The sequence below is a fragment of the Parapedobacter flavus genome, assembly GCF_035818675.1.
GTDB classification, from domain to species: Bacteria; Bacteroidota; Bacteroidia; order Sphingobacteriales; family Sphingobacteriaceae; genus Parapedobacter; species Parapedobacter flavus.
The window spans coordinates 740,149-766,432 of the sequence record NZ_JAYKZZ010000001.1 but is presented as its reverse complement, the minus strand read 5'-3'; the positions used below and the strand labels follow the sequence as shown (position 1 = coordinate 766,432).

21 protein-coding genes are annotated in these 26,284 nt (G+C 46.5%); 1 reads left to right on the top strand and 20 read right to left on the bottom strand.

Annotated elements, in window-relative coordinates:
- Positions 1 to 99 precede the first annotated feature (99 nt).
- Complete coding sequence (locus U9S71_RS03090) at positions 100 to 600, bottom strand: hypothetical protein (protein WP_326325157.1); 501 nt, start codon at positions 598 to 600, stop codon at positions 100 to 102.
- A gap of 262 nt (positions 601 to 862) precedes the next feature.
- Here U9S71_RS03090 and U9S71_RS03085 point away from each other — a divergent pair, with 262 nt between their 5' ends.
- A complete protein-coding gene (locus tag U9S71_RS03085) occupies positions 863 to 2,158 on the top strand; it encodes an ATP-binding protein (protein ID WP_326325155.1) in 1,296 nt (431 codons plus the stop codon).
- A 36-nt stretch (positions 2,159 to 2,194) separates the two neighbouring features.
- Here the strand turns inward: U9S71_RS03085 and U9S71_RS03080 are convergent, their stop codons facing one another.
- The 19 genes from U9S71_RS03080 to U9S71_RS02990 all read right to left on the bottom strand — a co-directional run bounded on the left by U9S71_RS03080 (position 2,195) and on the right by U9S71_RS02990 (position 26,270).
- Positions 2,195 to 2,971, bottom strand: coding sequence for an SDR family oxidoreductase (locus tag U9S71_RS03080; protein WP_326325153.1), 777 nt, complete (start codon positions 2,969 to 2,971; stop codon positions 2,195 to 2,197).
- On the bottom strand, positions 2,968 to 3,867 hold the full coding sequence (locus U9S71_RS03075) for a Gfo/Idh/MocA family protein (protein WP_326325152.1): 900 nt from the start codon (positions 3,865 to 3,867) through the stop codon (positions 2,968 to 2,970). The genes U9S71_RS03080 and U9S71_RS03075 overlap by 4 nt, the downstream gene beginning before the upstream one ends.
- 20 nt (positions 3,868 to 3,887) lie before the next feature.
- Positions 3,888 to 5,396, bottom strand: coding sequence for a sodium:solute symporter family transporter (locus U9S71_RS03070; RefSeq protein ID WP_326325150.1), 1,509 nt, complete (start codon positions 5,394 to 5,396; stop codon positions 3,888 to 3,890).
- A 13-nt stretch (positions 5,397 to 5,409) separates the two neighbouring features.
- On the bottom strand, positions 5,410 to 6,354 hold the full coding sequence (locus U9S71_RS03065) for an aldo/keto reductase (protein ID WP_326325149.1): 945 nt from the start codon (positions 6,352 to 6,354) through the stop codon (positions 5,410 to 5,412).
- Positions 6,355 to 6,357: 3 nt separating this feature from the next.
- Complete coding sequence (locus U9S71_RS03060; RefSeq protein ID WP_326325147.1) at positions 6,358 to 7,161, bottom strand: HpcH/HpaI aldolase family protein; 804 nt, start codon at positions 7,159 to 7,161, stop codon at positions 6,358 to 6,360.
- Between the two features lie 170 nt (positions 7,162 to 7,331).
- The gene (locus tag U9S71_RS03055) at positions 7,332 to 8,456 is read right to left on the bottom strand and encodes a family 43 glycosylhydrolase (protein ID WP_326325146.1); all 1,125 of its coding nucleotides are present in this window, start codon (positions 8,454 to 8,456) and stop codon (positions 7,332 to 7,334) included.
- A 39-nt stretch (positions 8,457 to 8,495) separates the two neighbouring features.
- Positions 8,496 to 9,764: a sialidase family protein gene (locus U9S71_RS03050; RefSeq protein WP_326325145.1), complete on the bottom strand. Its 1,269-nt coding sequence runs from the start codon at positions 9,762 to 9,764 to the stop codon at positions 8,496 to 8,498.
- Between the two features lie 15 nt (positions 9,765 to 9,779).
- On the bottom strand, positions 9,780 to 10,832 hold the full coding sequence (locus U9S71_RS03045; RefSeq protein WP_326325143.1) for a hypothetical protein: 1,053 nt from the start codon (positions 10,830 to 10,832) through the stop codon (positions 9,780 to 9,782).
- A 73-nt stretch (positions 10,833 to 10,905) separates the two neighbouring features.
- Entirely contained in the window at positions 10,906 to 12,555 is a 1,650-nt protein-coding gene (locus U9S71_RS03040; RefSeq protein ID WP_326325141.1) for an IPT/TIG domain-containing protein, read from the bottom strand.
- A gap of 28 nt (positions 12,556 to 12,583) precedes the next feature.
- Entirely contained in the window at positions 12,584 to 13,960 is a 1,377-nt protein-coding gene (locus U9S71_RS03035) for a DUF4998 domain-containing protein (protein WP_326325139.1), read from the bottom strand.
- Between the two features lie 12 nt (positions 13,961 to 13,972).
- Positions 13,973 to 15,148 carry a DUF5000 domain-containing lipoprotein gene (locus U9S71_RS03030; RefSeq protein ID WP_326325137.1) on the bottom strand — a complete coding sequence of 392 codons (1,176 nt, stop codon included), beginning with the start codon at positions 15,146 to 15,148 and terminating at the stop codon, positions 13,973 to 13,975.
- A gap of 34 nt (positions 15,149 to 15,182) precedes the next feature.
- On the bottom strand, positions 15,183 to 17,111 hold the full coding sequence (locus tag U9S71_RS03025; RefSeq protein WP_326325136.1) for a RagB/SusD family nutrient uptake outer membrane protein: 1,929 nt from the start codon (positions 17,109 to 17,111) through the stop codon (positions 15,183 to 15,185).
- 13 nt (positions 17,112 to 17,124) lie between these two features.
- The gene (locus U9S71_RS03020; RefSeq protein ID WP_326325135.1) at positions 17,125 to 20,253 is read right to left on the bottom strand and encodes a SusC/RagA family TonB-linked outer membrane protein; all 3,129 of its coding nucleotides are present in this window, start codon (positions 20,251 to 20,253) and stop codon (positions 17,125 to 17,127) included.
- A 705-nt stretch (positions 20,254 to 20,958) separates the two neighbouring features.
- Positions 20,959 to 22,320, bottom strand: a complete 1,362-nt coding sequence (locus tag U9S71_RS03015; protein ID WP_326325134.1) for a hypothetical protein — start codon at positions 22,318 to 22,320, stop codon at positions 20,959 to 20,961.
- Between the two features lie 96 nt (positions 22,321 to 22,416).
- Entirely contained in the window at positions 22,417 to 22,839 is a 423-nt protein-coding gene (locus U9S71_RS03010; protein WP_326325132.1) for a type II toxin-antitoxin system VapC family toxin, read from the bottom strand.
- Between the two features lie 5 nt (positions 22,840 to 22,844).
- Positions 22,845 to 23,009 (bottom strand): hypothetical protein, encoded by a 165-nt coding sequence (locus U9S71_RS03005; RefSeq protein WP_326325130.1) that lies wholly within the window; start codon positions 23,007 to 23,009, stop codon positions 22,845 to 22,847.
- Positions 23,010 to 23,220: 211 nt separating this feature from the next.
- Complete coding sequence (locus U9S71_RS03000; protein ID WP_326325129.1) at positions 23,221 to 24,321, bottom strand: D-TA family PLP-dependent enzyme; 1,101 nt, start codon at positions 24,319 to 24,321, stop codon at positions 23,221 to 23,223.
- A 7-nt stretch (positions 24,322 to 24,328) separates the two neighbouring features.
- Positions 24,329 to 25,411 (bottom strand): dipeptidase, encoded by a 1,083-nt coding sequence (locus U9S71_RS02995; RefSeq protein ID WP_326325128.1) that lies wholly within the window; start codon positions 25,409 to 25,411, stop codon positions 24,329 to 24,331.
- Positions 25,392 to 26,270: a 3-hydroxyacyl-CoA dehydrogenase NAD-binding domain-containing protein gene (locus tag U9S71_RS02990; protein ID WP_326325127.1), complete on the bottom strand. Its 879-nt coding sequence runs from the start codon at positions 26,268 to 26,270 to the stop codon at positions 25,392 to 25,394. The genes U9S71_RS02995 and U9S71_RS02990 overlap by 20 nt, the downstream gene beginning before the upstream one ends.
- Positions 26,271 to 26,284 lie beyond the last annotated feature (14 nt).

Below are 26,284 nucleotides of genomic sequence, written 5' to 3'. Positions count from 1 at the left end.
TCCACAAACGCCGGAAGAGATAAATAACCACGCCGATTGCACCAAGCCACACCCACCAAGGGATTTTCCATAGCGGCGAGACACCAATTTCCTGTTGCCTCATAAGCGTATCCCGCTGCAATGCGGTATGTTCACGCGTTGCCGCTCTGGCATGGCCCGCTGGGCATCGCGGGATTTCTGCAGAAAATAGCTTAAGTAGATGATGTTGATGGCCACCATCATCGCCACAGCGAACGGATAATCGATACGGTAATACTTCGGAATGATATCAGACTGTCCCCGCTCGATGAAGTAAATAGCAAAGAATCCCATCAGAACGAGTGACGGGATGACCACACCGTAGTAAAGTTGCAGGACAGCTCTACGCGGCCAATTTGTATGCCACGGGTTTGAGCGATCCAATTGTTTAAAGCTCCGGGACACGAGGTTCAGTACCACGTAGGCAACCAGACAGCTTGGGATGGCCGCTTTGTAAAAATCCCCATCACGGATGGCATCGCCGAATCCCTCCGGCCCGGTGTAAAGTACCATGAAGGCACCTATAAAAAAGGCAAGGATAACCAAAATCCATCGGTCGAAGTATTCTACTTGAATACCCATACTTCATCTGTCATTTCGTTCGTATTCGTCCGTTTAATAGGCAAACGGATTTTCGGTACGGCAAAAGTAATGAAGTGGAACTGGAGGTGCCGGTAGGATATTTCAGGAATGTGGTAGGATTATGCTAAGTCGACGTCGCAATGCAGGCAACGCTAGCTGGAGAAAAGCGTAAATTATCATCAGAAAAACAGGAGAAAAGTGTATTTTTTTATTTAATTATTGGGAGAAAAGTGTATTTTTGAATTGGAAATAGCCGGAAAAAATGCATAGAAATAACATTAAATCGCTGATAAAATGGAAGTTATCAAAAAAAAGGAAACCTCTTGTTTTGTTGGGTGCAAGACAAGTCGGTAAGACATATCTGTTGCATCAATTTGGACGAGTGGAATACAAGCAATTGGCCTATATCAATTTTGAACATCCCAACGCTCCGAAAAGCCTTTTTCAAATAGACTTTGATGCCGGTAGGATCATGACGGTGTTGAATGCATATTGCAACGTTAAAATCAACGCCGAAGACACACTGATTGTTTTCGATGAAATCCAGGCAGCTCCCAAAGGGCTTACGGCACTTAAATATTTTTATGAAGATGCTCCGGAATATCATATTATCGGAGCAGGCTCGCTTTTGGGCGTAAATATTCATCCCGACGAGTCTTTTCCCGTCGGGAAAGTGGATTTCATGAAGCTCTGCCCGATGAATTTTCATGAGTTTTTATTGGCAATGGAAGAAACGGGAATGGCAGAAATTTTGGAAAAAAGAGATCTGGAGAGCCTAAGTTTTTTCCACCAAAAGCTCATCAATTATTTACGCTATTACCTGTTTGTGGGTGGAATGCCCGAAGCTGTAAGCGATTTTGCAGAAAACCGTGACTGGCAAAGTGTACGTCGTATCCAAAACCAAATCATCATGTCGTATCGGAGCGATTTTTCAAAACACGCCCCAAAGGAAATCCTGCCTCGTATCAACATGGTTTGGGATAGTATGCCTGCCCAGTTATCGAAAGAAAATAAAAAATTCATCTACGGCGTAATCAAAGAGGGTGCAAGAGCAAAAGATTTTGAGCTAGCCATCCAATGGCTTACGGATGCAGGGCTGTTGCACAAAGTGTATAACACGTCAAAAGCGGCCTTACCTTTGGTTGCTTACCAGGAATTATCGGCATTTAAGCTTTTTCATAACGACGTTGGATTGTTAGGGGCAATGTCACGGTTGAACGCTAAAACCGTTGCTGATGGCGATGCCATATTCTGCGAATTTAAAGGAGCTTTGGCAGAGCAATTTGTATTTCAGCAACTTAACCAGAATGAAACACTTTCCATTTGTTACCATACTTTTGAAAACAGCAAATACGAACTTGATTTTTTGATACAGACCGAAAACGACGAAGTTATTCCTATCGAGGTGAAAGCGGGCGAAAACCTAAAATCAAACAGTTTCAGGCTTTTTTGTCAAAAGAACAAGCCCAAAACGGCCATACGGATTTCGCTATCGGATTATAAAAAAGAAGCGTGGATGACCAACATACCCTTGTACGGCACAAACGCCATTAATTGATCGATGTCATATCAATGATCCGGCATTGTTTTCGTATTAAGCATTCAACCCGCCATCCATCAGGATATTTTCACCATTGATATAGGCGCCTGCTTCGGATGCCAGTAGTACCACTAATCCTTTAATGTCATCTTTATTGGCCATACGGCCGAGCGGAACTTTCTTGCAATAATTTTTAAGAAATTGCTCCGGTTGGTTGTTGAATAACCCACCCGGGCTTATACAATTGAAGCGTACATTTTTACCTGCATGTATTCTTGCCATGTAGCGCGTCAGGTTGATGAGTCCCGCGTTATGAAAAAAGTAATCTGGTGGTGGATTGCCCATGTCCGTGTCGTCATAATTAGACAGATCCGGCCCTTTCATGCCCATCATAGAAGCGATATTAATGACGCTGCCTCCACCCGACTGTGTAATTAAAGCCGTCATTTCCCGCAGCAGATGGAACATGCCCGTGGCATTTTCTTCCATGGATTGGGCGAATTGCTCTAACGGCGCATCATAACCCTTCATCGGCCGCGATACAGCATTATTAACAAAGCCGTCCAATTTCCCGAATCGCTCCATAATTTCCTTCTTCAATGCATGCACGGTTACTGGCCGTGCTTGATCAGCCGTCATCGCATGGACATTGAAGCCTCTAGATCGAAACGAACTGGCCGTCTCTTCCGCGCTATCCATTCGCCGTGACGTGGTAATGACCGTCGCATCGGCTTCTGCCAATCCTTCCACGATACATTGACCATATTTGCCGGAGCCACCGGTAACAAGGATTACCTTATCCTTTAAACTCAATAATTCATTTACGTTCATGCTGGTAATGATATTCGTTTACCTCCCTGTAACCGGCTTTCATTGGCTGCAATGATAACTGTCATTAACCGGTAGGTCTTCTCAAAATCCAACCGCGGCTTTCCTTCTTCAACAGACCTGACAAATTCAATGAGATTGTCCCTAAACATGGAATAGGAGTTGCGTATATCTACATTTCTCCATCCTTGGCTCCCGAAAAATGTAAGCTGGAATGTCCCCGAAATAGCATCAAACAGGTGTAGCAACAAATCGATACCGCCACCTAAACGCACATGGACAATCTCTCGATCCAACTCGCCGATATGCTGTACGCTTTCGACTGTGGGATCATCCAACACACCAAATACAGCCTCTAATAAATGAATACCATACTTCTTCCAGTCCTTTTTGCCCACGGCAATTACGAGCTTGACGGGACCAAGCGAGCCCAATTCCTGTTTGGCAATACGACACTCATTGGCGTACCGCATGGAGGAGCAGGACATGATAAACTTGCCCATCGCCGCTTTTGAAGCAAACCACTCCAAGTCTTCATGCGAATAGGCCAAGGGCTTATCGATGAAGAGCGGTATCCCCGCCTCGATGAAGGGCTTGGCCATGGTAACGTGGTTTTCAGGATCGTCGCGAGCCAAAATAACCGCGTCCACCTCCCCGACCATATCGGCCAATTGACCGACTATCGTATCAATTCCAGCTGAACGCGCGATGCTATCTGCGATCTCACGTTCTTGACACCACACGTGCGTAACCTCGGCGCCGGGTATTCCCAAGGTATCTTGATTGGCATCGAGATATGTCGTGACAGCTGGGTAACCGACTCGAGCGATTTCCGCGCCATTATATTGCCCATTGATAATAGCCGACCATGAATAAGGATGAGCGTTTCCCACACTCATGCCGATTATGCCGATTTTTATCATTTTATACGATGATCATTTACAAGAACACGATTAACGTAACTTGCGGCTATTCCAACTAACGCTCCTGCCACAAAAGAACTCGGAGCAATCCATAACACGGTGATTCCTAACCACCCAAAATAGGCAATGGCCACAGCAACCGCAACAGCTGCCACGCCTCCGATGAAGGTCCCCCACTCGGTGGCCACCGGAATAAACAAAGCCATAAAAAACAATACAAATAGCGGGCAAACCAATAAATTAACAACTTTCATTACCACATCGTATAAATTACCCGGCACATAACCAATCAACAAGCTCAACACCAGAACTACTACCCCCGCCACTAGCGTCAGCGCTTTCACCTGCCTGAGTTTGTTCGTTTCGCTTTCTGGCTTTTTACGAAAGCGATTGATTAGGTCCTCGGAAATCACCGAAGAAACCGCGTTGAGGCCCGAGGATATACTTGACATGGCCGCAGCTAATAATCCTGCAATAACCAGGCCCGAGATTCCCGAAGGCAACCCCAGTAAGATAAAACGTGGGAACAAGGTGTCGGCCTGTTCTCCAAGTGATTTTCCGGGAAGCAAAAGATCAGTATGGTGTGAAAAATAGGCTAGCATCGCCAATCCAACGAAAGCAAGAATACACTTTGCCGTAAAATCGGTAAACAAGGAGACCCGAAGGGATTGACGCGCTGTTTTGAGGTCTTTCGTAGAAATATACCGCTGTATGGCCATTTGATCCGACCCTGTTGTAGCCACATACCAAACGAACAGCATCAACATAGCGTTGCCAAACGTAATCCGTTCGTGTAAATCAAAACCTATTTTCGGTGCGCTCCAATGGGCGGGCCAGCTCTCGGGAATCAATGCCATAGGCGATTCCAAGCTCACCATGACAACGATGACACTCAACAAGGCGCCTCCCAGAAAAATGGAAGCCTGCACCACATCGGTCACCACCACTGCCCTCAATCCTCCCATAACAGTATAGACAATGGTAATCAAAATCATAATGATGCCAATTACGGGTACCCACATGCGATCGATAGGTATGACCGACATCAACGCAAGATCCACCGTCACGTAGATAATCGTCGCCATCCAAAAGAAACGCAAACACAGGAACATAAACGTCGCCAGCATCCGCACCTTAACTCCCAGCTTCTTCTCTAGTATCTCGTATGCACTGGTCACACCCATCTGCCGGATACGCGGGATCAGCCACCACCCGGCGACAAAATACACTAATGGGAAAGCCAACATCCCAACGAAAATCCCTGGGCCGTATTTAATCATTTCACCAGGATACGCTAAATAACTTAACGTACTCAATAGGGTAGCAAATAATGAAATGCCAACCGCTATGGGATTCATGCGCCGGCCACCCAGTAAATAATCCTCTTGGGTTTTGTTCTTCTTGTTGTAATGCCAACCAATCCAGAGCATACCCATAATATATGCACCGATTACCGCCCAGTCTAATAGCGCCAACCCCGGTGTGTCAATCTGTAGAAGCATCATATCGTTTGCGGTATTAAATCCAGCCTTGCTGTTTCCAATGGTGAAGATTAATAAAATCAGGGGTTTCATACGCCAGGCTTGCTAGCGCCCCATGCAACGCTGCCGGCATCTCTTTTCCATTGGCAACAGCCAATGCCTCTTGCAAATAATCCATACGGTCGATACCCACCAGCACCGCGGAGACCTGCGGGACGTCTAACGCAAATTTCGTAGCCATTTCTGCCAAGCCCCATTGATTAGCCCGTGCTATTTCTCTGTACTGCAATATGCGTTCGTTGACCGGTTGCAACGCTTCGTGTGACGGGCTCACACCATCGCTCAACAACCCCTGCATAAGCGCGGAACGCACTACTATACCGATCCCTAATTCATAAGCATCGCGGAAGTAGCGCCCATGTTGCTGGTTCAGTAAATTAAATGGTAGTTGGATCACATCCCACGCACCCGAATGGATGGCGTATTGCGTTTCTTCGGCGGTATATACCGATACGCCTATTGTTCGCACACACCCGCTTGTACGTAGATCGGAAAAAATTCGCAGGACATCTTCATTCGACAGGATTTCCAAATCGGCCAGGTGTAACATAAAGACATCGATGTAGTCGGTCTGTAAGGCCGCCAAGCTCTCCTGTAGCGATTGATGCACAATCCGATGTAATTCCTTGACTTTCGGGATCGTACCGTCGTCTTTCTTGAAATGGACGCATTTCGTGCATAAGACGATATCGTTACGAATGCCCGAAAAAGCTTTTCCCATTAGTTGCTCACTTTGCCCATACAAACGTGCGGTATCGAAAAAATTGATGCCCGATGCGAAGGCTTCACGGAGTAGTCCAATCGACTCCTGCGGGTGCGGCATTTCGTTTTTCCCGATTCCGTATGGCATCCCGATCTCGACACCACCGAAGGCTATTTCCGAGACTTGGATTCCGGTGCTTCCCAGTGGTCTTTTACGCATTGGCTATTGGTTACTTAAGTAAGACGAACCGCCGGCATGTTTGGACTTTGGCGATATAACATCGGCTATATTGCGGCAATACTCGCCCAATCCCACGACATCGGCGCCTACGCTAATAAAATGGTAGCCCATATCCCTCAACTCATCGACATTGCCTAACGTCCCCACAGTAGCGGCAAATTTGCCATACGTATTCGCTACTTCAGCCACGCGCTTTCGCGTTTCGATAAGCAAGGGATGATCCCACTGGCCCGGGGCACCGATGCCTTGGCTGAAATCGCCAGGCCCGAAAAACAACATATCAAAACCATCCAATTGGGCAATCTCCTCCAGTTCATCTAATGGCTCGGGGTCTTCAATTTGCAGTGCGATGAAGCGCTCTTTATTTGCTGATGTTAGGTACTCGTTAAAATCCATGGAGGTGTAAGCACCGTCAGCATTGCCACCATCAATGGGCCTGCGGCCTACGGGATGGAATCGGGTCATGTGGATGACTTCCTTTGCGTCTTCGACCCCCATGATATGGGGCACCAAAATACCGGTTGCATCCATCTCCAAAGGCTTGATGTAATCACTATAGGAACCCCGTGGCACACGAACTATTAAATCAACATGGTGTGCCTTGGTGGCCCAAACATGGGCTGCAATGGTAGACCAATCCTGCCCGATATGCTCCAGATCAACCCATACACAGTCGAATCCGCTGAGGGCGACAATCTCACTAACCTGGGCATCTTTAAGGTTTACCTTGAAGCAACTGACGGTGCCACCAGCCCGCAACTTATTTAGTACGTTACTCTTTCTCATATTATAAACTAACCCTTATTTGGCAATTCACCTGAAGCTGGTTAGCGCCCCGAACCGCTAAAAGAAAACATGCATAAAGCAAAGGTAAAAGAATAGTCCAAGCTATCCCCCATATGATTTTACGATTTGCCGATGTTTTTCTACAACGGTCAGTATCCTTGTGGACTTGTTTATTTATTCTTGAACACCGGTGCCGGTCTTTCGGTCACACTGGGTGAGCCCCCTTCAATCACAGGCCATCCACCTGCCCATGTTACCTTGTCAAGCATCAGTACCCGCCGGGAGGCTCCGCTGGAAACTTTTTCCTTTTCTTTATCTATTGCGTGGTATATAAACCAGTCCGTACCCTCATCATCCGTGATCAAGCGTGCATTGTGGCCGGGGCCGGCATACACCGCATTGCCCTGCAGAAACACTGTTCCCCTTCCACGTTCCCGGATATCGTTTCCGTTTTTGTCCAGATAAGGCCCTGTGAGTGTCGTGGACCGGGCAACCCTGACATGGTAGTCACTGGCTGCTCCATTGCAGCAGTGTCCTCTTGACCCAAAGAAATAGTAATACCCGTCCCGCTTGTGCAGCACGACCCCTTCAAAATCTCCTGCGGCAATCTTAAACTTTTTGCTAAGGTCAGGAACCGATTTGCCATCTGCCGACAGTTCTATACCATACGTTCCCTGATTGAATGCATTACTATAACTCCCCCAAAACAAATATTTTCTTTCTCCTTCTTCCCAATACAGCGGGTCGATGGAATTGGGCACGCCAATCTCGCCGGAGAAAAACAGCTTACCCTGATCCGCAAATGGCACCGATGGACTGGGGGACGTAGCTAGGCCTATTGCAGGATTAGCGTCTGCCCATGCGGAATAAGAATAATAAAGATGATACATGCCATTGACCCTGGCGAGGTCTCCTGCCCAAAGCGAACTTTCCGCTGCCCGCTCGGTTTTCCATGTTGGCTTGGACAAAAAGGCATTGCCCACTATTGTCCAGTTCACCAAATCCGTAGACTTCAGTACCGGCATCAGCCGGTGCCCTTCGCCGTCACCCCAATCGTCTGACGTACCAATTGCGTAAAAAATTCCGGTAGCTGGATCCCGGGCAACCGTCGGATCAGCCAATATCGGTTCAAAAATTGGATTGGTATACTTGCCTGTAACCTCTTCTTCCTTTGGGTCACCTTCCTGATCCGGGAGGGCTTCCTCCTTATTATCCGGTATACGACCCTTCTCACACCCTGTAAGGAAGACGGCCATCGCTAGCAATACGCTATATTTTAAGTATCTGCTTATCATATGGTATTTATCGGAAAAAGTATAACTCCGCTGTAATATTTATTTATCTTCTTGAGATTCCACTTCCAGAATACTACCTGCAATGTATCGCGGCCCATCGTTTTGATTATAATAATAGGCGACCAAAATTCTGTTCTTGTCCATCATCACCGCCCAGGGGTAACCGATATCCCAATTCCCACCGTCATCCCGGATTACAAATTCCTCAGCCGTAGCAAAATCTGTACATTCTGCATTCAATATACGCGCGCGTATACCGTAAGGTTTATGACGGTATCCGTAGACAACCAACACCCTGTTGTCTGGCAACTGCAAAGCGTGCAACGGGTGCCCCTTAAATCCCATGCTTTCCCATTTGAAGGTCTTCCCCCCATCGATAGAACGCGCGATACAGGCCTGATCATCATACCCACCCGTGCGCATAAATGCCACAATATCCCCTTTCGGCGTTTCATAAACCGATGTTTCGTTGAACGAGATGTTGTCGTCCTTAGCCACCACTCCTGAATACTCCCAGGTTAATCCCTTATCGTAAGAGATCAGCAAGTAATTAGACGTTTTACCCGCACGATCATGCGCCGCCACTACCCACAACACACGACCGTCTTTTGTTTCGTACATCGCTCCGCGATTATAAGCAGACATAGGCTGTCCAAAGGGGTTATAATGTCGCTCATCAGGCACGGTGGGTGGATAATAAGGACCTTGCCAGCTCTTCCCTTTATCAGTTGATCGCAAGACATATCCACCCAGAAAAGTAAAACCGCCTGCATTAAAAAAGGGCTTTTCCGGATCTTCTAAACCTTTATCAACAGTTGTCCAGCCATAGCTGGCACAAAGCAATGTACCGTCTTTCAGTTGTATCATACAAGGATCTTGCGACCCACCAAATGGATGGGCATACAGCAGCTCCGGGGATTCAGACCATTGTTCACCGTCTTTAGACCTTAACGTAACCAAATAGCTATTATGATCTACATGTGAAATCTTCTCCGTACCGAATATACGACGATTGGGAGCTCGTCTGAAAGCTAACAAAAACTCTTTTTTATTCTTTATAACGGAAGGAAAGGCGTTATAAAACAACGAATCTTCATAAATCACAATATCCTTTATTTTTCTCAAAGGCATACGTTCTTGAGCAACTGTCGTGTCTAATGCAAAAAAAGAAAAAACACATATTAAAAATTTAACCAAAATTTGCTGTATCATACTTAATTGTTTAAATTCAAATGCAGTGGTAGTAACCAAGGAAATAACGGGTCCGCCCGAATACGCTAAAACGTGTGATTCATTTGTCTTCATCATCAATGTGTTTAGTTATTATTCTGGCGCTGATATTTTCAAGTTCAGCAAGGCATATGCTGCTACTGCATGCAGATCTGCATCATATGTAGCCTTATGGATATCTCTCAGTTCATTATATAATCGAAATAAGATTTCTCGGTCATCAACGTCACCTTGTTCCGCCAATCCCTGGAGCAGTTGCGGCAATCCGGCCGGGTCCCCTTCCATAGACATCAGCTGATTTTTAATGGAATGAGTCCGTTGATCTCCAATGAGAGGGGTCGTCATCCATGCCGTGGCTAGTAAATTAGCGCGTACGACGACTGGCATCGACATCATTACCTGAAGATCTGGAAACTGCAACCATTCATTAAGCGTAAATGGTTTTAGATAGCGGAGCACATAAGAGATCGTTGGAATGAGATTGATCTTATCTTGATTAATTAACTGATTCAACAACAGTAGGCAGGTCGCTCTAACATGGTCCGGTTCCACATCCGGATGATGTGCAGCATTCCACAGTTTGTAGATGGTAAACGCGTCCACATGATCGACCGTAATCCCTGCTACCCACTCAGGGCTCGTCTCAACAGGTACGCCGAGTTTAGCGAGTGTCTCGATTGCATGGAGACGATCGACACTGGATGGATTGTTATAAACCGCAACAATTCTGCCTATCCACGATTCCCGTTCTTCCGATGTTAGCGCTACCTGTGCCAAAACCCGCCAAATACCAACGCGATATTTCGGAATGTCTCCAAATTGACGCGCTTCTTCCAAAAAAACAGCTTTTACCTCATCGACATATTCGTTTTTCCAAATCAAGAATTCAGCCACGTGTACTTTAATCCATTCCCTTTCTGTGTACAACAGCGAGTGCAAGTCTGATAATGGACTTTGCTCCCCCAGAAGCTCCTCATCTGGCTTCTTGATAACGGACGGAAAGGCATTAGGGCACATCGAATCTGCGTAGATTACCACGTCTTTAATTTTACTGGCTACCGGAATGGACTCCTGCTGAATATGTGCATAGACATCTGGCTGCCAGATTAATCCCATTAAAGCAACTGTCAATTGTAGCCCTTTCATAAGCACCTTGTTAGGCTTATTAAACCTTATTTTCGAATGACCCTCTCCGAGCGGAAAAACACGAACAAGCAGTTTACATCCTTTTCACTGTCACCCTTCTTACCTTAATTGCCTTACGTCTGTTGCCCTCCGGATTCCGGTGCCAGAAATCCGAATACACGACCAAAAAGCTATTGGCATCTACTTTCAGAAACTGTGTGTACCCACAAGAGAACACCTCATTGGGTACCCATGGTAACATCTCAAAAGGTTCAGACCAATCGTTGGTATTATCATTCAGCATAAAACGCAACTGCACACCCGGCCTGCCGGAGGCTAATGCCACGATACCATTGTCTAGCTCCAAAAGCCTTGGCAATACACCCGCACCCGTAAATGCCTTGGGTGTGGACCAGTTTATTCCTTTATCTGTGGAGGTACTTAAGTACATGGGACTTTCACCAAAACCATCCTGTGTGCGTAACACCGACAAAAACGTACCGTTCTCCAGCGCTACAAATGCAGGTTCGGTCCATCCAAATGCATTACGCTTACTGCCATTCGGGTCTAACATCAGGTCAGGTTGATAAGGGATGTTCCCTTGTTTAACCCATGTTAACCCATAATCCGTAGATTTATAAAAGGTTACGCCGGACGCATCTACCCCTCCACCTGGCTTTGTCTCGAAAGTAGGATATGTCCCTCTGTATATGCCATCGGACAATTCTTCCATATCACCCCACCATACCACCGGAAAAAGATCTCCATCCGCGTAGCGTGCTAAATTGGGATGGACCAAGGTGCCCCGTTCGGCAACCCAGGAAGTCTGTCCTTTCTTGATTCGGGCCTGATAGGTACCTTGCAGCTGCAAAGGCAAATCATCGTAGTCGTAAATCCGAAAAATACGGTCATAGTTCGATCCGTCCTGCAACGTGGCCAAAGGAGCAGGAAGTTCAAGATCTGCTAAGGGAATGGCTGGAGGGGTTGTTATCGTAATACGATCACCATTACTTAACACGATTCCCCCGCCGGTAGGGGCCCGCTCCACGCGTGTCCATGTTTTGCCCTCATCGTCCGATACAGCACTATTACCGGTCGTTGCCTGCCCGTAACTCTCGGCATTGTCGGGGCTCATGCTCCAGCTGATAGACATCTGACCGGACACGGCGCGTCGTATACTGGGGAAATTGAAAAAACCCCACGGCAATTCCCGGTCAGCCTCTGCAACAATAACCGGCTCACTCAATTCTACCTCCAACAATTGCTGCCCGTTGCGGATATACTTCACCACCTGCTCATCATAAGCCGGTATGCCTGCTTTAATAGCAACGATATTGGGGCTTTTATTTTCTATCCATTCTACGGTATCTTTTTGTGTGAGAACAACCTCTCCTATTTTTCGCACACGGAAGGACTTTACGTTAGAGGTATTACTTCCTAGCAAGACCGATACATCGATCTTTGATCCCTCAGCCAACTCCGGAACTTTCACCGAAATAACACCATCTGACAGGTCCAACACTTCGCCCATTACCTCTCCAAACTTTACCTGTATCCCTTCCGGACTGCTACCAAATCCACTTCCCTGTATTTTTACTATAGAGCCGACTGCTGCTACATTCGGTAATATCAAATTAATCGATAACGCATTCTCCTTAACGCCCGGATCTACTGTTTTCTTTGCACATGATGTCACGTCCAAAAGGACAAACATACATAGCAAGTTCAATAAAATAGCTTTCATATACGTACTTTTTATTTTACAATTCATTCTACGGTCTGCTAAAGCCATGCAATACCGCCGGATGATTTCCTTTTATATCCGCAATCGTCAGATCCGTACCACTACCCAGTACCTTTGCCATATTATAGGCGGCTAACAGGCCGGGAGTTTCCGCGGTAACCCGAGGTGACAACATATCCCCTACGATCTCTTCCGAACTGAATGCCTTTTTATAGAAACGCAAACGCGCTATCTCACCAGTGAAAGACTGTCCAGCACGATCTGCCGACGATGATTTATGCCCCCCAATACCCAGATCAGCGATATTGGCCGTTGACAACACCGTGGCAGGGAGCGTTCTTGTCCCCAGAAGCACGCCATCCTTATACACGCGCATTTGTTTGTTTGCTATATCAAAAACTGCGGCAATATGCATCCATGTATTTGTAGAAGCAGCGGGCACGTTTATGGCCTGCGTACTGCCCTTGTATACCAAATCCGGATAAATATTTCCAGAGTTTCCTAAAAATGCTAATCCATAACCCGTATTTCCATACTCTCCATAGCCAACGGTATAACGTTTTGCGAAAATACGCTGCGTCTTGGCAATAGTGGGAGTCCGTGCCCAACATGTCACCGTCATGGCCTCCCCGGCAGCGATATCAAAGTCAGCATGATGAGGAATAAGCACATACTGGCTGGACGTACCATTAAATACCAACCCTTCTATGACTTCAGAGAATTCCAAATCGCCGTACGCCGTATAAAATGTATCTAAAGCATTCTCAGCAGGAACGTACGCCGTTCTATACTTTAGATTCCCGTCGAACCTGTTGAGATAGACTATAGATCTTTCTTCTATGGGGAGTTCGATCACTCGGGTCTCGCCATCTGTCCCGTCATATTCAAGCTCAATATTAACCGCTCCTTCAAAAACGCCCTTCCAGGTGATATCAAGCTCATTGGAAGATTCGATGTATGTGGCGACATCGATCAATCTATTATTTAGACTCTCCCGATATTTATCTCCGTATATCCTAGTTGATAGTTCAGTAGGCAGTGACTTGTTGTTACCGTCTAAGGTGGTAGCTACCAGCTCAAATGTCAGAAAGTCTTCAGGCAGGTTTGGCAATTGTATTTTGAGTTCCTGCCCCACACTATTGTCCGGAATGGTATATACAACAGAGTCTGTTCTTGATCGCCAATACACCGTCATGGTTTTGGCTTTTGAATCATTATTCAAAAACACCAGTTCTGCCCTTTTATCCCCCGGGTGGATCTTGACTTCATTTATTTTTGACAAGTACGTTATTTCTCCTCGTTGCAGATATTCGTCATGGAGGTCATTCATGCTGTCGCAGGAGAAGAGCATAGCAAAGACACCCATCCATAGCCATGACATATATTTAGTTATAATCGTTCTCATATCTTGTATATTTTAGTCCTGAACTTCTCCCCAGAAGGTCATCTCCATCACTTGCGTATTTTGGGATCCGCCCCATGTATCAATCACATACCAACGTATATATTGTACAGGTGGGAGACCGGGAGGAAAGTTCCATTCTTCTCCGTTGTAATGTCCATAATTCCGATCGTCGTCATTTAATTCGCCCAAAGGCAATCCAGAAGGCTTGAAGGAATCAAACTCACCTAACAATATCCATGTATCGAAATTCTCATTTACATTCGGGGAAGCAGACCCCCATAGCTGAAACTTCTTCGGATGTGCGAAGTTATAGAGCAAGTTAGGCTCTAGTCTGTTGTTAATTTTGAAACGACTGAGCTTGGCCAATTGCCCCATATTGAACGTCTGATCGTGTGTATAGCTGGCATACCCTCCTGATCCCGGTGCAATCGTACCATTCCACAGGTTTTCTATCGCCCACTCGCCAGCCTGATAAGCATTATAGGGTATTCCCGTTGGATTCCAGCGGGTAAATTTCGATTTGTCCAGCTGCTCTTCAAACAACGGCGTCGCATTTACATACAGCGTATCGGACAAATTATCCCAGCGATCCCTAAAATATAACCCAAAAATGCGCTCATCAGGACTGAACCCCCTTACATTGGCACTTCCCTCCAGGGCACCCGAGTAAAACCGATCCGCTTCCGACCACTCTTCTACGCCAAACTCATCTGTAGTCGTCAGCACAGTCAACACCACCTCCGATTCGTGCGGATTCTGCCATTCGATATGTATACCTCCAAAATCATCGATGACGGTCACATCCTCGACCAGACCAAATACCGGTGCGTCTAATGGGTGGATATCGACTTTTACCGGAGTAGAGGCATTTTCGCTTTTATCATAAGCAATCAGTTCAATTTGCTGAGCTTGAGATCTACCAAAGCCATCCAATGCTATTTTCCGATTAAAGACAGATGATTTTTGCTCTTTCGTCTGGCCATTGATCGTATACACAGCTTTGACATAAGAAAAATCTTTATCATCCGGTATGGTATAGCTAATGACACTTCCGCCCGGAATATTCTCCACTGAAGCTCCCGACACCGGTCCTGGCGGAACATCGTCCAGCCCATACTGGCCGATATAATCTTCTCCACATCCCCAAATCAGGAGCGGCAAGATCAGGTATAATATATTTTTTTTCATCGTTATTGGTATTATATGATTTCTATTTTCCTATTTACCACCCTGGATTCTGCACCAGGTTGGTATTCCGCAACATCTCATCCTGCATGATCGGCCACAGGATATCCCGCAATGTATACTGACTGCGGTTGTGTGTTATGACCTGATAAAATTCCTGAGGCGTTTCACCTTGAATATTCCATCCCCGAACAGGTTGGTTCATATACTCGATTGATTTCTTCCACCGTCGCAGATCCCAAAAGCGTTGCCCTTCAAAGGCTAATTCAATATTCCGTTCCTGATGGATAATCTCCCGCATCCCTTCTTTTGTAGTTGGTTTTTGAGGAAACCGGGAGTGCTGCGCCCATGAGTCTACAACACCATTTAGGCCGGCTCGTTGTCGGATAAGATCGATATAATGATATACATTAGCATTAGGTGCCGACAACGATTCGTTCAATGCCTCTGCATAGAGTAAATACAGATCTGCCAGACGAAACAATGGAAAATCGAAAGGCTTACCGACATACCTATCCTTACCTGTATATGCCGATAGATAATTTGACAGCTTCTTGATATAATAACCTGTGGTCGAATAACGTTGGTTACCGATCATACCTCCAGTCATGGATCCGAATCTGAGATTCAAAGGCCACTGTGCATCCTCATCCGTTCTTCCCAAACCAAACCACCAACCGCCATCGACACCCAAGGAACCGTAAAACCGTGGCTCACGGTTCAGGTGCAAACCGATCGTACGGTAACCCGGTTGCATGTATGCTTCCTGATCTGTCGGAACAAACGTCAAGGTCATACGGTCGTCATAGGCATAATCCACATCCTCTTCTATTGGCACCCCATTGTTCGAATAAAACAATTCGGCCATCTTAAGCGTTGGTATAAACCACTGGTATACTATATTCTGATGGTCAGCATGCAGCCGGGGTATCGTGCGCAATTCCAATCCAAGATCTTGGAGATTTGGGCTGCTGCTATTAAAATCGGATAAACCCCAGATCCGTTCCTCATTGAACTTATCGGCTATAATCTGGCCTACCTGTATGACTCCGAGCGTCTCATCACTGACACCTAAAGTCGTCTGATGATGATATAATTTAATCCCGGCCTCATGTGCGATATCAATAGCTTCTTGGGCAGCCTCAGCCGCTAATGTCCATTTGTAGGGATCTTCGACCGTATTAAACAGCGCAATTCCACGCTTATCGACCATGCCTGCATAATCCTGATTACCGTTGAAAAACGGACTCGCAGCTGTAACCAATACTTTGGCCTTAATCGCTGCCGCAACAGCTTTGGTAATACGGCCTGCATCAGCCACCGTGTTCTCCACCTCCAAATCCAAATTTGGTATGGCTTCATCCAATAGTTGTACAATATAAGCCACCACATCGTCAATAGGCTCCCTAAAAACCTTTGTTGCTTCTTCAGGAGCAGTGGCCGCTATATTTTCCCTTGCAATAGGAATGGGCCCATAGAGTTGCATCAGATAGAAATGATAATAGGCTTTTAATGTCTTTACCTCTGCAATCCATTGTTCCCGCTCCTGACTATCCAAGTCCCTTGCTTTGTGCACATTGGCAATAAATGTATTACAATCCCGAATGGCTTTCCATAATGGGCGCCCTCCTTCAATATTATGCCAATAACTATACAGCGGCCTCGTCACATTATTCCCATTAATCGCTAACTCTCGGTAATATTGTCTCCAACGTTCCTGGACACCACCATCAATAAATTGGTGAATCCAGAGATCGTCTCCGGCGGCAAATCCGGGATCATAACGTGTTCCATTGCGGGGAATCTGACTATAACAAGTTGCCAAAGCCCGCTCGGCACTGACACGATCTTTGTACACATGATCTATCGTCGCAACATTATCCGGAACAATATCTAGGTATTCTTGGCAACTGTGCAACGAAATGCCTACTATAAGAAGTAACACTATTTTTATTGATGATCTCATAACTGACACGTAATTATATTGAACACTGAATTCCAAAATTGTACACCTGTTGTAAGGGATACCCTAAACCGTTACCTCCCATTTCCACATCCCAAAGCTTGAACTTGGAAAAGTTATACAAATTGGTTCCGTTTATATATATTCTTATTTTCTCTATTCCAACTCTTTGCGTCAAAATTTCTTTGAAAGTATACCCCAATTCAACCTGTTTGACACGCAAAAACGACCCGTTACGCATAAACCAAGTACTCACTCTGGTGTTATTTGTACTGGCGATATCACTCAATCGTGGCCAAAGTGCTTTCAAATTTCTATTATCTTCAGACCAATGATCGTCCACATAGGCTTGGAGCAGCTGATTTTTCTGTCCTAAAGCCTGTGAAACAAAAGGAGCTGTTGCGGCTGCATCTATCCAAAAGGAAGATTTGGCCGACCCCTGAAAGAAAGAAGAGAAATCTACACCTTTATACCCCAATGAGAATCCAAAACCATAGGTCATCCGGGGTATTGTCGGATAACCGATGGGTACCATATCCAGGTTCGTAATCACACCATCCTGATCAATATCCTTGTACTTGATGTCGCCGCCTAATACCTCGTCAAACTGCTGTGGTGAATTATAGACTTCCTCATCATCGACAAATAAGCGTTCGGCCACAAAACCAAACTGCTGCCCGAGAGGTAAGCCCACACGGGATCGCCAAGGAACCGCACTGTAATCCGGTTCTTCATATTTGACATATTCACCTTCCGCGTAGGTGAAGTTCCCCCGGCCGGAAACAAACCAGCCACTGGAAAAATTTTTGTTCGCCTCCAAGGAAACATCTATACCTTTACTCTTTGCTTCGCCCACATTCGCTTGCGGCAAAACAGCTACACCCATCGTATTCGGCGTATGCGCCCGGGTCATTAAGATATTTTGTCGATGCTCTTTGTACAGATCCACAACAAGATTAGCCATATTAAAAAGGCCTATCTCCGCACTCAGATTTAATTTCTGTGAAGTCTCCCAAGTAATATCTCGGTTCTCCAGTCGACCTTCAGTCACACCATGTATCCTGTTTCCAAATTCGGACCCGAAGGTGTACCCTGCAGCCGATACATCGGGATCGACTTTCGATAAATAGAAAAACCGATCATCGAGACTACCAATAGCATCATTCCCCACCAAGCCATAGGTTCCACGCAACTTCAGGTTAGATACGACCCGCTGTATATCACCTTTCCAAAAAGGTTCTCTCGACACATACCAGGCGGCCCCGACGGATGGAAAGAAGCCAAAACGATGCTCTTTAGCAAAACGTTCTGATCCATTGTAACCGAAGTTCCCTTCCAAAAAATATCGATCTTGCAAAGCATAGGTAAAACGACCAGCTAAACCCAGATTTCTTCTGGCCAAAGAATTTTGCAAATCGTCAGCATTGGCAGAAATTTTATTCTGCATCGTATAGACCAACATACCGCTAACCGAATGGTCTGTCCCAATATCTGTATTATAGCTTAAAATACCCTGAAAATAGTCCTCAGAAGTGATCTGTTTTGTATTTCTAGCAGGATCATAGGTCAGGTACTCACGTCCATCAGTAGGATTCAAGTTGACCAGCGAATATTCACCTGTCCGCTTGTCATAGTTTCCTATGGTATAGAAGAAAGGAACATATTCACGCGGAGCCTCATAATAGTTGTACCGTGTGGTGTTATACATACCGCTGGCTTTCAGCCCCTTCAGGATAAAACCCAGATCCTGCTTGACTTCAAATTGGGCTAAAAACATGGCATTGGTATAATCCCGGTAACCCTTCATGAGATTCGCATAAGGATTCAAATAATCCCCTGCGCCATAATTGCCAAACAAGATATGTTCGGTGGTACGATTCTTTTCATCAGGCTCGTAATATGCCGGAAATAATACCGGATCCGTATGCATAATCTGATTATAAAAATTTGCTGCATTACCCAATGGCCCCGTATAGTCTGTCCAGGTTGAATTGAGACGTACAATTGCTTCTGTCGTTTTGGTCAGATTGATATTCACATTGGAACGCAGTCCATACGTTTTCAGATCAATCCCGTTATTAAAGTTGTTGCGGTTATCGACCTTGAGCAGGCCATTGTCCTTGTTATAAGTCGCCGCCACATAATAACGCGCGACTTTTCCTCCACCGCTTACATTTAAATTAAGCCGATGATTAAATGTCCGATCTTTCAACAAAAAAGACTGCCAATCGTTAGCCGGATACATCAACGGATCTTCCCCAGCGGCAGTCCGTTCTATTTTTTCCCATGGGTATTGTCTTACTCTTCCCCGTGTTAAACTCGACTCATTCGCCAGATTCATATAGGTAATTGGATCAGCCAGCTCTATATTTCGTGTGGGTTGGGAAGCAGATGTTTCATAGCGCAATGAGATGCGCGCTTTTCCTTCACGCCCCTCTTTAGTCGTAATCAAGATCACACCATTCGCTCCCCGAGCTCCATATAGCGCTGTCGCTGATGCATCTTTCATAATGGAAAAACTTGCCAAATCATCCACTTGCAGACGCGCCAACTCACTGGTTGGTACTTCTACCCCATCCACCAAAATCAAAGGTCTGTTCGAATATCCAAAACTTGTTACGCCCCTTATAAAGAAGTCTGCATTGTCCGCGCCCGGCTCCCCGCTTTGCTGGAAAGCGATCAGACCGGCGACACGTCCAGCCAAGGCCGTTGTCAAATTACTCGAAGGCACCTTTAAGTCTCCCGGCTTGACTGTTGTAATCGCTCCGACAACGCTTTCTTTCTTTTGCTGTCCGAAGGCGACTATCGTTACTTCGTCCAAAATATCCTGGGCTTCGGCTAAGATGACGTCGATGACCGTTCTATTGTTGACAGCAACAGTTTGCGACTCCATACCCGTAAAAGTAAATACTAGCGACGCCGAACCTGGCACGTCAATGACATATGCTCCATTTTCGTCTGTAACCACCCCTTTGGTACTTCCCGACAAGGTAACGGTAACGCCGGGCAATGCATTCCCGAGCGTATCCGTGACCGTTCCACTGACGTCGGTTCCTTGGCCCAATGTCACTTTAGGTATAATCAATACCCCTAATAGCAACAGATACAGGCCTCGAAACAAAAAACGTAATCTTATTCTTTCCATAATCATTAATTAATATGAGGTTAGCGTTATTTATAGACTTAAACTGAAGTTTAAATTACATAGCAAAGGTAACTCACGGTAAATTTTCAGGCTACTACTTTTGTCTAAATAAGTGATACTATATTTCTATCATGCTCTGCTTACCTTATTTTTCATATTACTTGTAATCAACAGGTTACACAAAAACCTGTCCTTTACCACTCGTTGGGGAACGGCAAATCTATATCAGATAGTCTGTATCCTCTTTTGAATGAAAGTCATTAATCATAACATCGTTGGTTAAATAAAAGCCTTACGAACTGATGCAGCTATAACTAGTTAATACATCTCAAATATAGCGGAGCAGCGCGCCGTGGCCTACTACTTTTCGATGCATTAATAGTACAATATTTCGAGGTGAAATCGTCAGTGAAAAATAGTACCGTTGATTGTAAAAATAGTATATATAGTGGGCTAGGCATTTATATTACCGGTGATGTCGAATTTATCCGATTACGCCGGATAACCGTCAAATAACTTCGCCCCCATTGGTCCGCAGTAACTTCTGCGGCCCCGTGCAGTCCCATGAATGCGGCAATTTCTTGCAGCTGCACAGATGTGGCAGCCACTGTAGCGGCTAGCCGATTTACCGGGGCAAGCCCCCAATTGCACCAAACGAAGGCATATAGGCAAATAGCTGGCGAGACCTCGCTTAGAAAACTTCCTTTAAACCACCAGTTGTTGTTCAAGCACACTCCGGATTTTCTCTTCGGCGTCCGCAGCTAAATAGCTAGTACGGCAACGCCAACATTCGTATCCACCTTTCTCAAGCTCTTGCCCCGGAGGCACATATCCAACGTAGTCGTTGGCAAGGCAAACGGTAAAATATTTATCCGTTGGCCCCACTGACTTTAACTGCAATCCGGTTTCCGAAAAAAACTCGCCGCCAAGTCCACCGATTGCCCCCGATCCGATACGGAAACTTTGAATGGGAAATAGCTTCTCATCAGGAACCCCACTCAACAACACCTGCTCACGTGCATAAACTTGTTTAAAAAAATTGGGTTCGCCGAAGGTTATGCTTTCATAATCGGTTTCGGAAACAATTCGTTCTGCCGTGGCTAATTCTGCGGCTGTGGGTTTACGTGTGCCGACCAGCAGATCAATATAGTTAGCCTCCAAAACAGGGGCTTCCTCCCAGTGGATTTCGGGCAATGACTCCACGACCCCTGATGCTAGATCGTCACCAATCATCTTGCTCTTTTCATGATTGCCTTTTGGATACCGATCTGGATCTTGAAAATCCCAAATATTTATTTCACCACTGGTGCCATTACTCATCATCCCGACAAAACGATAATCTGCGCCCAAGCCCGATGCCACCGAACGGGCGAAATAACCAAAATAATCTGCACTGAGCGTACCGCGCTCGCAATCACCTACATAGTGTAACGAATAGTTGGCCAACAGGCTAATCCAATGGCCATCGATGCCCTGTACGGCTAAATATCGCAATCCCGGATCTGGCGTGGTGGTTGAGCCAACTATCTGCTCTTCGTCGCCAAAAGGATTGGTCTTTACTTTATCCAAACCATCGGTTACGGGGTTAATCGCTTCATAACCGGCCCCCATTTGATAGCGCCTGCATAGCAAATGTTGCGGTTGGTCCACACTCCCCCAACCGATTTTGGCGGGCCGGAGGTTCGCATAGGCATCTGTAGCTGTTTCGACAATCCGCTGGGGTAGCCATTGACGGTACGCCCAATCTACATGTCCCATTAAGAGGTCGGTTACCGAACCGCCGGAATGGGTGTGTGTAGCAGCGATAAGTTGGCATTCAGGTGGAACCCCAAGCGACCGGGCAATCGTCGCTTTAATATCGTCCAGAAAATCCCGCTGCATAGCGCATATATCTACCATGATGATTAGCAACGTGGTGGTACCATCTTGTAACACAAGCGCCTTAGCAAACAACGGATCAGCAATCTTGTTGGCGTATCGGCTTGTAAACTCACCATTGATCACCGTGCCTAATGGCGGGGTGATATCCACCTGTGCTGCGCCGGCCTTGAATGTATAATGTGACATAGCCCAAAATTTATGAGGCTAAAGGTAGTCGGGTTTTATTATGTTGGCTACTATTTATGTATAAATAGTTGGTACAATATTTCGGTACCTCGCTCCTTATCGCTTATTGAAAACGAAATTTAGCTTCTGTGCAGTGTAATCTTCAAATTTGCGGTCGGAAGAGACGAGTATAAGTTTTTCGGCGATGGCTTGGGATATAATGGAATGGTCGAAGGGGTCGTTGTGCCGATTGGAAATATGCAGAGTCGACAGTGTTTTGGTATGTTGTTTTGTAAAGGGCAGGATCTCTATGTAGAAATCCTTTTCGATAGCTGCTTGTAATTCGAGGGGTGTTTTATATTGTTTAGGTTTTATCTTCTTTATACGATGTAATTGTAAAAGCTCCACGACGGAAACGGAACTCACATATAGCTTATTGGTATAATCATCCAATACCATGGCTACCTCTTGAGAAACGTTATCATAATCACCCAAAATAACAAACACTAAAATATTTGTATCTAACAAATATCGACCCATAGAGACTATTTCAGCACTGCCTTCATATCACTTATCTCTCCCGGATTCTCTACAGCTTTAAGAAAAGCTAACCAAGTTCTAGAAACCTTTTTTGCTTTAACTTGCTTTTCTGCCTCTTCGATGGCCTTAGCTATATTTTTCTTATCTAGTTTTTTTTTTGCCGCTCTCATGGTATCTCCCTTATCTCCCACAAAGATACATAAAATCAAAACAACTAACTAATTAACTAACTGCTTGTACGGAGCAGCGCACAATGAAAAACACGCACCATACTTGTCACTCACAAAAAGATAGTTAATATAAAACTGTGGTTATGAAAGTGACAAATATTCGCACAATAATCGGAAAAAACTCGATTATCTGTGGTTATTTTAACAATAATCACGACCTCTGGCGGGCGGCTACCGGCCAATTACCAACCGCACTGCCATCTTGAACCACGGTAAGCCGATCATACAACGCTACGGTGGGGCAGATATGGATGGGGAGTGCGTAAAGGACATCGCCGGTGCGGAATCCGTGGCCAGCGGGTGCTTCCAGCACCAGATGCTCTTCGCTGTGGCTGATGGATGTAAGGTTTGGTGCGTCCAGAAAATAGACACGCCGCTCAAGTAGATTCTCAGACGCGACAGCCTTATAGCCAAGATCCACGCAAATACGGCCCGGTTCGGGCAGTGAAATCACGCGGCACAACAACACGGCAGCGGGCAAAAACTTTTGCTCGGGTAGCGTATCGCCGTACCCTTTGTCCCACAGGGCAAATGTACCGGGACTACATTCCACTTCGGAGTACTTGGCGTAAATAGGAAATGATGGCGAGCCGCCGATAATAAGACGTAGTGAATCGAATCCTTCCGATTCCAACACGCGAACCATCGCTGCAATGGGTTCAAAGTTCCGATCGCAAATCGTTTTCCGTTTCTCGAGATCAATTTCACGCACGTGGCCGTCGTAGGCGTGGAACCCTTTGATGGATATCCCTTCCAATTCTGCGCATAACCGGTATAACGCCAACGCCCCAGCGCCGGGCGCTATACCCGTTCGCCCCATGCCGACGTTGAGGTCGATATACGTATCGATGGTTTCGCCAGCAGCCAAAGCTGCTTCCGACAATGCCGTTGCAGCTCCCTCATTATCCACGACCACAGAAAATTTCGTTTGCCGGAAACGCGTTAGCAAGTCTAGGAACCGCATCAGCTTCGGTCCATACACGGGATACGCTAACAATACATCCGGTGCACCTCCCTCGCCCAGCATTTCGGCTTCGGCAATGGTAGCACATTTGAATTTGGTAATGCCAGCATCCAGCTGGAGCTGCAGGATTTCGTTGGTTTTATGGGTTTTGACGTGCGGCCGCAACCGGTTTACGTCGCCAATCATCGAGATGGCCATTGCAATATTATGTTTTATCCGCTCGGGATAAACCAGTAAGGCCGGTGAATCGACCTCATCTTCATTCGCTATCGTATACCAATGTTCCATTTACTTGTTATTTCTTCCACGCCCGCCGCAAAAACCGCAGCCAGTTGCCGTGGAAGATGTTGTCGATATCTTCTTCCGAATACCCCCTACGTTGCAGGATATCTTCAAATTTCTGCAAATCGGCGATCGAATCCATATCCCACGGGCTTTGCTCGGTGCCGAATATGCCATCCAGATCACTGCCGATGCCGATGTGATGGGTATTGCCAGCCAGCTGACAGATATGATCCCAATGGTCTACCAAGTGTTCCAACCGGATATCCAGTTGCCAGGGATCAGACACCGTATCGATAAAACGGATATCCATGGCCCAGCAATCCAGCATACCGCCAATCACGGCGCTTCTTCCGATCAATTTCTTGATCTGCTCATCGGTGAGCTGCCGCTGGTTGGGCACGATGGCCCGTACATTATGATGGCTCGCCCAAATAGGGCCCTCGTAGATATCCAACACCTGATCGAAACCTTCGTCCGTTAGATGGGTAACGTCCAAGATCATGTTCAGCTCACCCATCACCTTCAACAATTCCAGCCCTTCCGGATGGATCCGCCCCGCGGTCTTCGTCCCGTCCGCATATTGTCCCGGCCCGAAGTGCGACAGTCCCATTGCCCGTAGGCCATAATCATGCGCCCGATAAAGGTAATCAATATTCACCAACGAATCGGCACCTTCCAAACTCAGGATATAGCCGATTCGCTTTTTGCTGTTTGTTATCTGCTCGTCTGCCCAAATCGAGAGGTGGTGCTCCAAGCAGGCCAGATCGGTAATCTGCACCATTTCGCCCAATGTTTCCATTTCCCGGTACCAAGCCAGTTGTGCCTGCGTCATGGCCCACGCCTGCTGCGGCGAGTTCCATGCCGTGGGTACATAGCTGGATGGGCGGTAACGCGCCAGCTGAGTTGCCACCACCAACCCTACGCTGCCTTCGCGCAATGCAGGCAAACACACAGTGCCCTTGCCCCGATCAGGTCGATCGGTCATGTTGGATTCCCGCTGGCGGATTTCTGCCAACGGTAACGACAGGTCCCGATTCCATTCGATGGCGTTCATGGCCAAATCTAGGTGAGCATCAACAATCAAGCGGTTCATGGGGGTATTTTAGAATAAGTGTACGAATTTCTTTACTGAAACGCTCGAAAGCCTTTTCACGCAACTCCCGGTTTGACGAGGTATACGCTGCGAGCTCGGTCTCCATGCCGTCAGGGATGCTGTTGTTTTTTGCAAGCTCCGGGTTGAGGTCTTTCATCACCATTCCGTAAGCATAGGTGCCCATCAGGTCCATGTAACGGAAATTGCCGACAAAAGGAAGGTAGTACCCGGCATCATTTCGACACGCCCGGTCGATGCTGTCCATGGAGGCATAGCCGTTTTCGACCAAATAGAGCGCCTCGCGGGCCCACGCCGCCATCATACGGGCACGCGTGCTAAAGCCCCCATGCGCCGTATACGGGTCTTTGCCCCACGCCTCCCGGCCCAAGGCGGTGAGCCGATTAACCGCTCGTGGGTCTGACTGTGGATTGGCAACTATCTCCATAAAAAGCGTGAGGTCGGCCGGATAACACCAGTTCAGACCGAGAATATGGCCGGGCTGCGGCATACCTGCCTGCAACTCATCCAACGGAATACTTTCGGTATTGATGGCAATAATAGCATCTTCAGGTAAACGGCATGCCAACTGCTGGATGACACGCCGCTTAGCAGCGACCTCATCGGCCGTGATGGCAATGGCTACGTCACAGGGGAGGACATCCGGCCAATCAGCCAACAAGGTAAGCAAAGTGGTGTGTGCGCTGCTAACCCGTTCAATGGTAGCCAAGGCCTCGGTCCGATCAGCCGTAAGCAATACGGTCTCCTGACCGGCGCCCAGCGTATTGGCAGCCACACGGTATGCCTCCTCGCCGTCGCCAACAATAAATACGCGGTTTGTTGTTTCTTTTGGTTTATTCATTTTTTCTTTCAACC

What these genes read in the sequence shown, in the direction of transcription:
- U9S71_RS03090 (WP_326325157.1), bottom strand. Translation starts at nt 600, where the DNA reads ATGGGTATTCAAGTAGAATACTTCGACCGATGGATTTTGGTTATCCTT.
- U9S71_RS03085 (WP_326325155.1), top strand. Translation starts at nt 863, where the DNA reads ATGCATAGAAATAACATTAAATCGCTGATAAAATGGAAGTTATCAAAA.
- U9S71_RS03080 (WP_326325153.1), bottom strand. Translation starts at nt 2,971, where the DNA reads ATGAACGTAAATGAATTATTGAGTTTAAAGGATAAGGTAATCCTTGTT.
- U9S71_RS03075 (WP_326325152.1), bottom strand. Translation starts at nt 3,867, where the DNA reads ATGAGTGTGGGAAACGCTCATCCTTATTCATGGTCGGCTATTATCAAT.
- U9S71_RS03070 (WP_326325150.1), bottom strand. Translation starts at nt 5,396, where the DNA reads ATGATGCTTCTACAGATTGACACACCGGGGTTGGCGCTATTAGACTGG.
- U9S71_RS03065 (WP_326325149.1), bottom strand. Translation starts at nt 6,354, where the DNA reads ATGCGTAAAAGACCACTGGGAAGCACCGGAATCCAAGTCTCGGAAATA.
- U9S71_RS03060 (WP_326325147.1), bottom strand. Translation starts at nt 7,161, where the DNA reads ATGAGAAAGAGTAACGTACTAAATAAGTTGCGGGCTGGTGGCACCGTC.
- U9S71_RS03055 (WP_326325146.1), bottom strand. Translation starts at nt 8,456, where the DNA reads ATGATAAGCAGATACTTAAAATATAGCGTATTGCTAGCGATGGCCGTC.
- U9S71_RS03050 (WP_326325145.1), bottom strand. Translation starts at nt 9,764, where the DNA reads ATGATGAAGACAAATGAATCACACGTTTTAGCGTATTCGGGCGGACCC.
- U9S71_RS03045 (WP_326325143.1), bottom strand. Translation starts at nt 10,832, where the DNA reads ATGAAAGGGCTACAATTGACAGTTGCTTTAATGGGATTAATCTGGCAG.
- U9S71_RS03040 (WP_326325141.1), bottom strand. Translation starts at nt 12,555, where the DNA reads ATGAAAGCTATTTTATTGAACTTGCTATGTATGTTTGTCCTTTTGGAC.
- U9S71_RS03035 (WP_326325139.1), bottom strand. Translation starts at nt 13,960, where the DNA reads ATGAGAACGATTATAACTAAATATATGTCATGGCTATGGATGGGTGTC.
- U9S71_RS03030 (WP_326325137.1), bottom strand. Translation starts at nt 15,148, where the DNA reads ATGAAAAAAAATATATTATACCTGATCTTGCCGCTCCTGATTTGGGGA.
- U9S71_RS03025 (WP_326325136.1), bottom strand. Translation starts at nt 17,111, where the DNA reads ATGAGATCATCAATAAAAATAGTGTTACTTCTTATAGTAGGCATTTCG.
- U9S71_RS03020 (WP_326325135.1), bottom strand. Translation starts at nt 20,253, where the DNA reads ATGGAAAGAATAAGATTACGTTTTTTGTTTCGAGGCCTGTATCTGTTG.
- U9S71_RS03015 (WP_326325134.1), bottom strand. Translation starts at nt 22,320, where the DNA reads ATGTCACATTATACATTCAAGGCCGGCGCAGCACAGGTGGATATCACC.
- U9S71_RS03010 (WP_326325132.1), bottom strand. Translation starts at nt 22,839, where the DNA reads ATGGGTCGATATTTGTTAGATACAAATATTTTAGTGTTTGTTATTTTG.
- U9S71_RS03005 (WP_326325130.1), bottom strand. Translation starts at nt 23,009, where the DNA reads ATGAGAGCGGCAAAAAAAAAACTAGATAAGAAAAATATAGCTAAGGCC.
- U9S71_RS03000 (WP_326325129.1), bottom strand. Translation starts at nt 24,321, where the DNA reads ATGGAACATTGGTATACGATAGCGAATGAAGATGAGGTCGATTCACCG.
- U9S71_RS02995 (WP_326325128.1), bottom strand. Translation starts at nt 25,411, where the DNA reads ATGAACCGCTTGATTGTTGATGCTCACCTAGATTTGGCCATGAACGCC.
- U9S71_RS02990 (WP_326325127.1), bottom strand. Translation starts at nt 26,270, where the DNA reads ATGAATAAACCAAAAGAAACAACAAACCGCGTATTTATTGTTGGCGAC.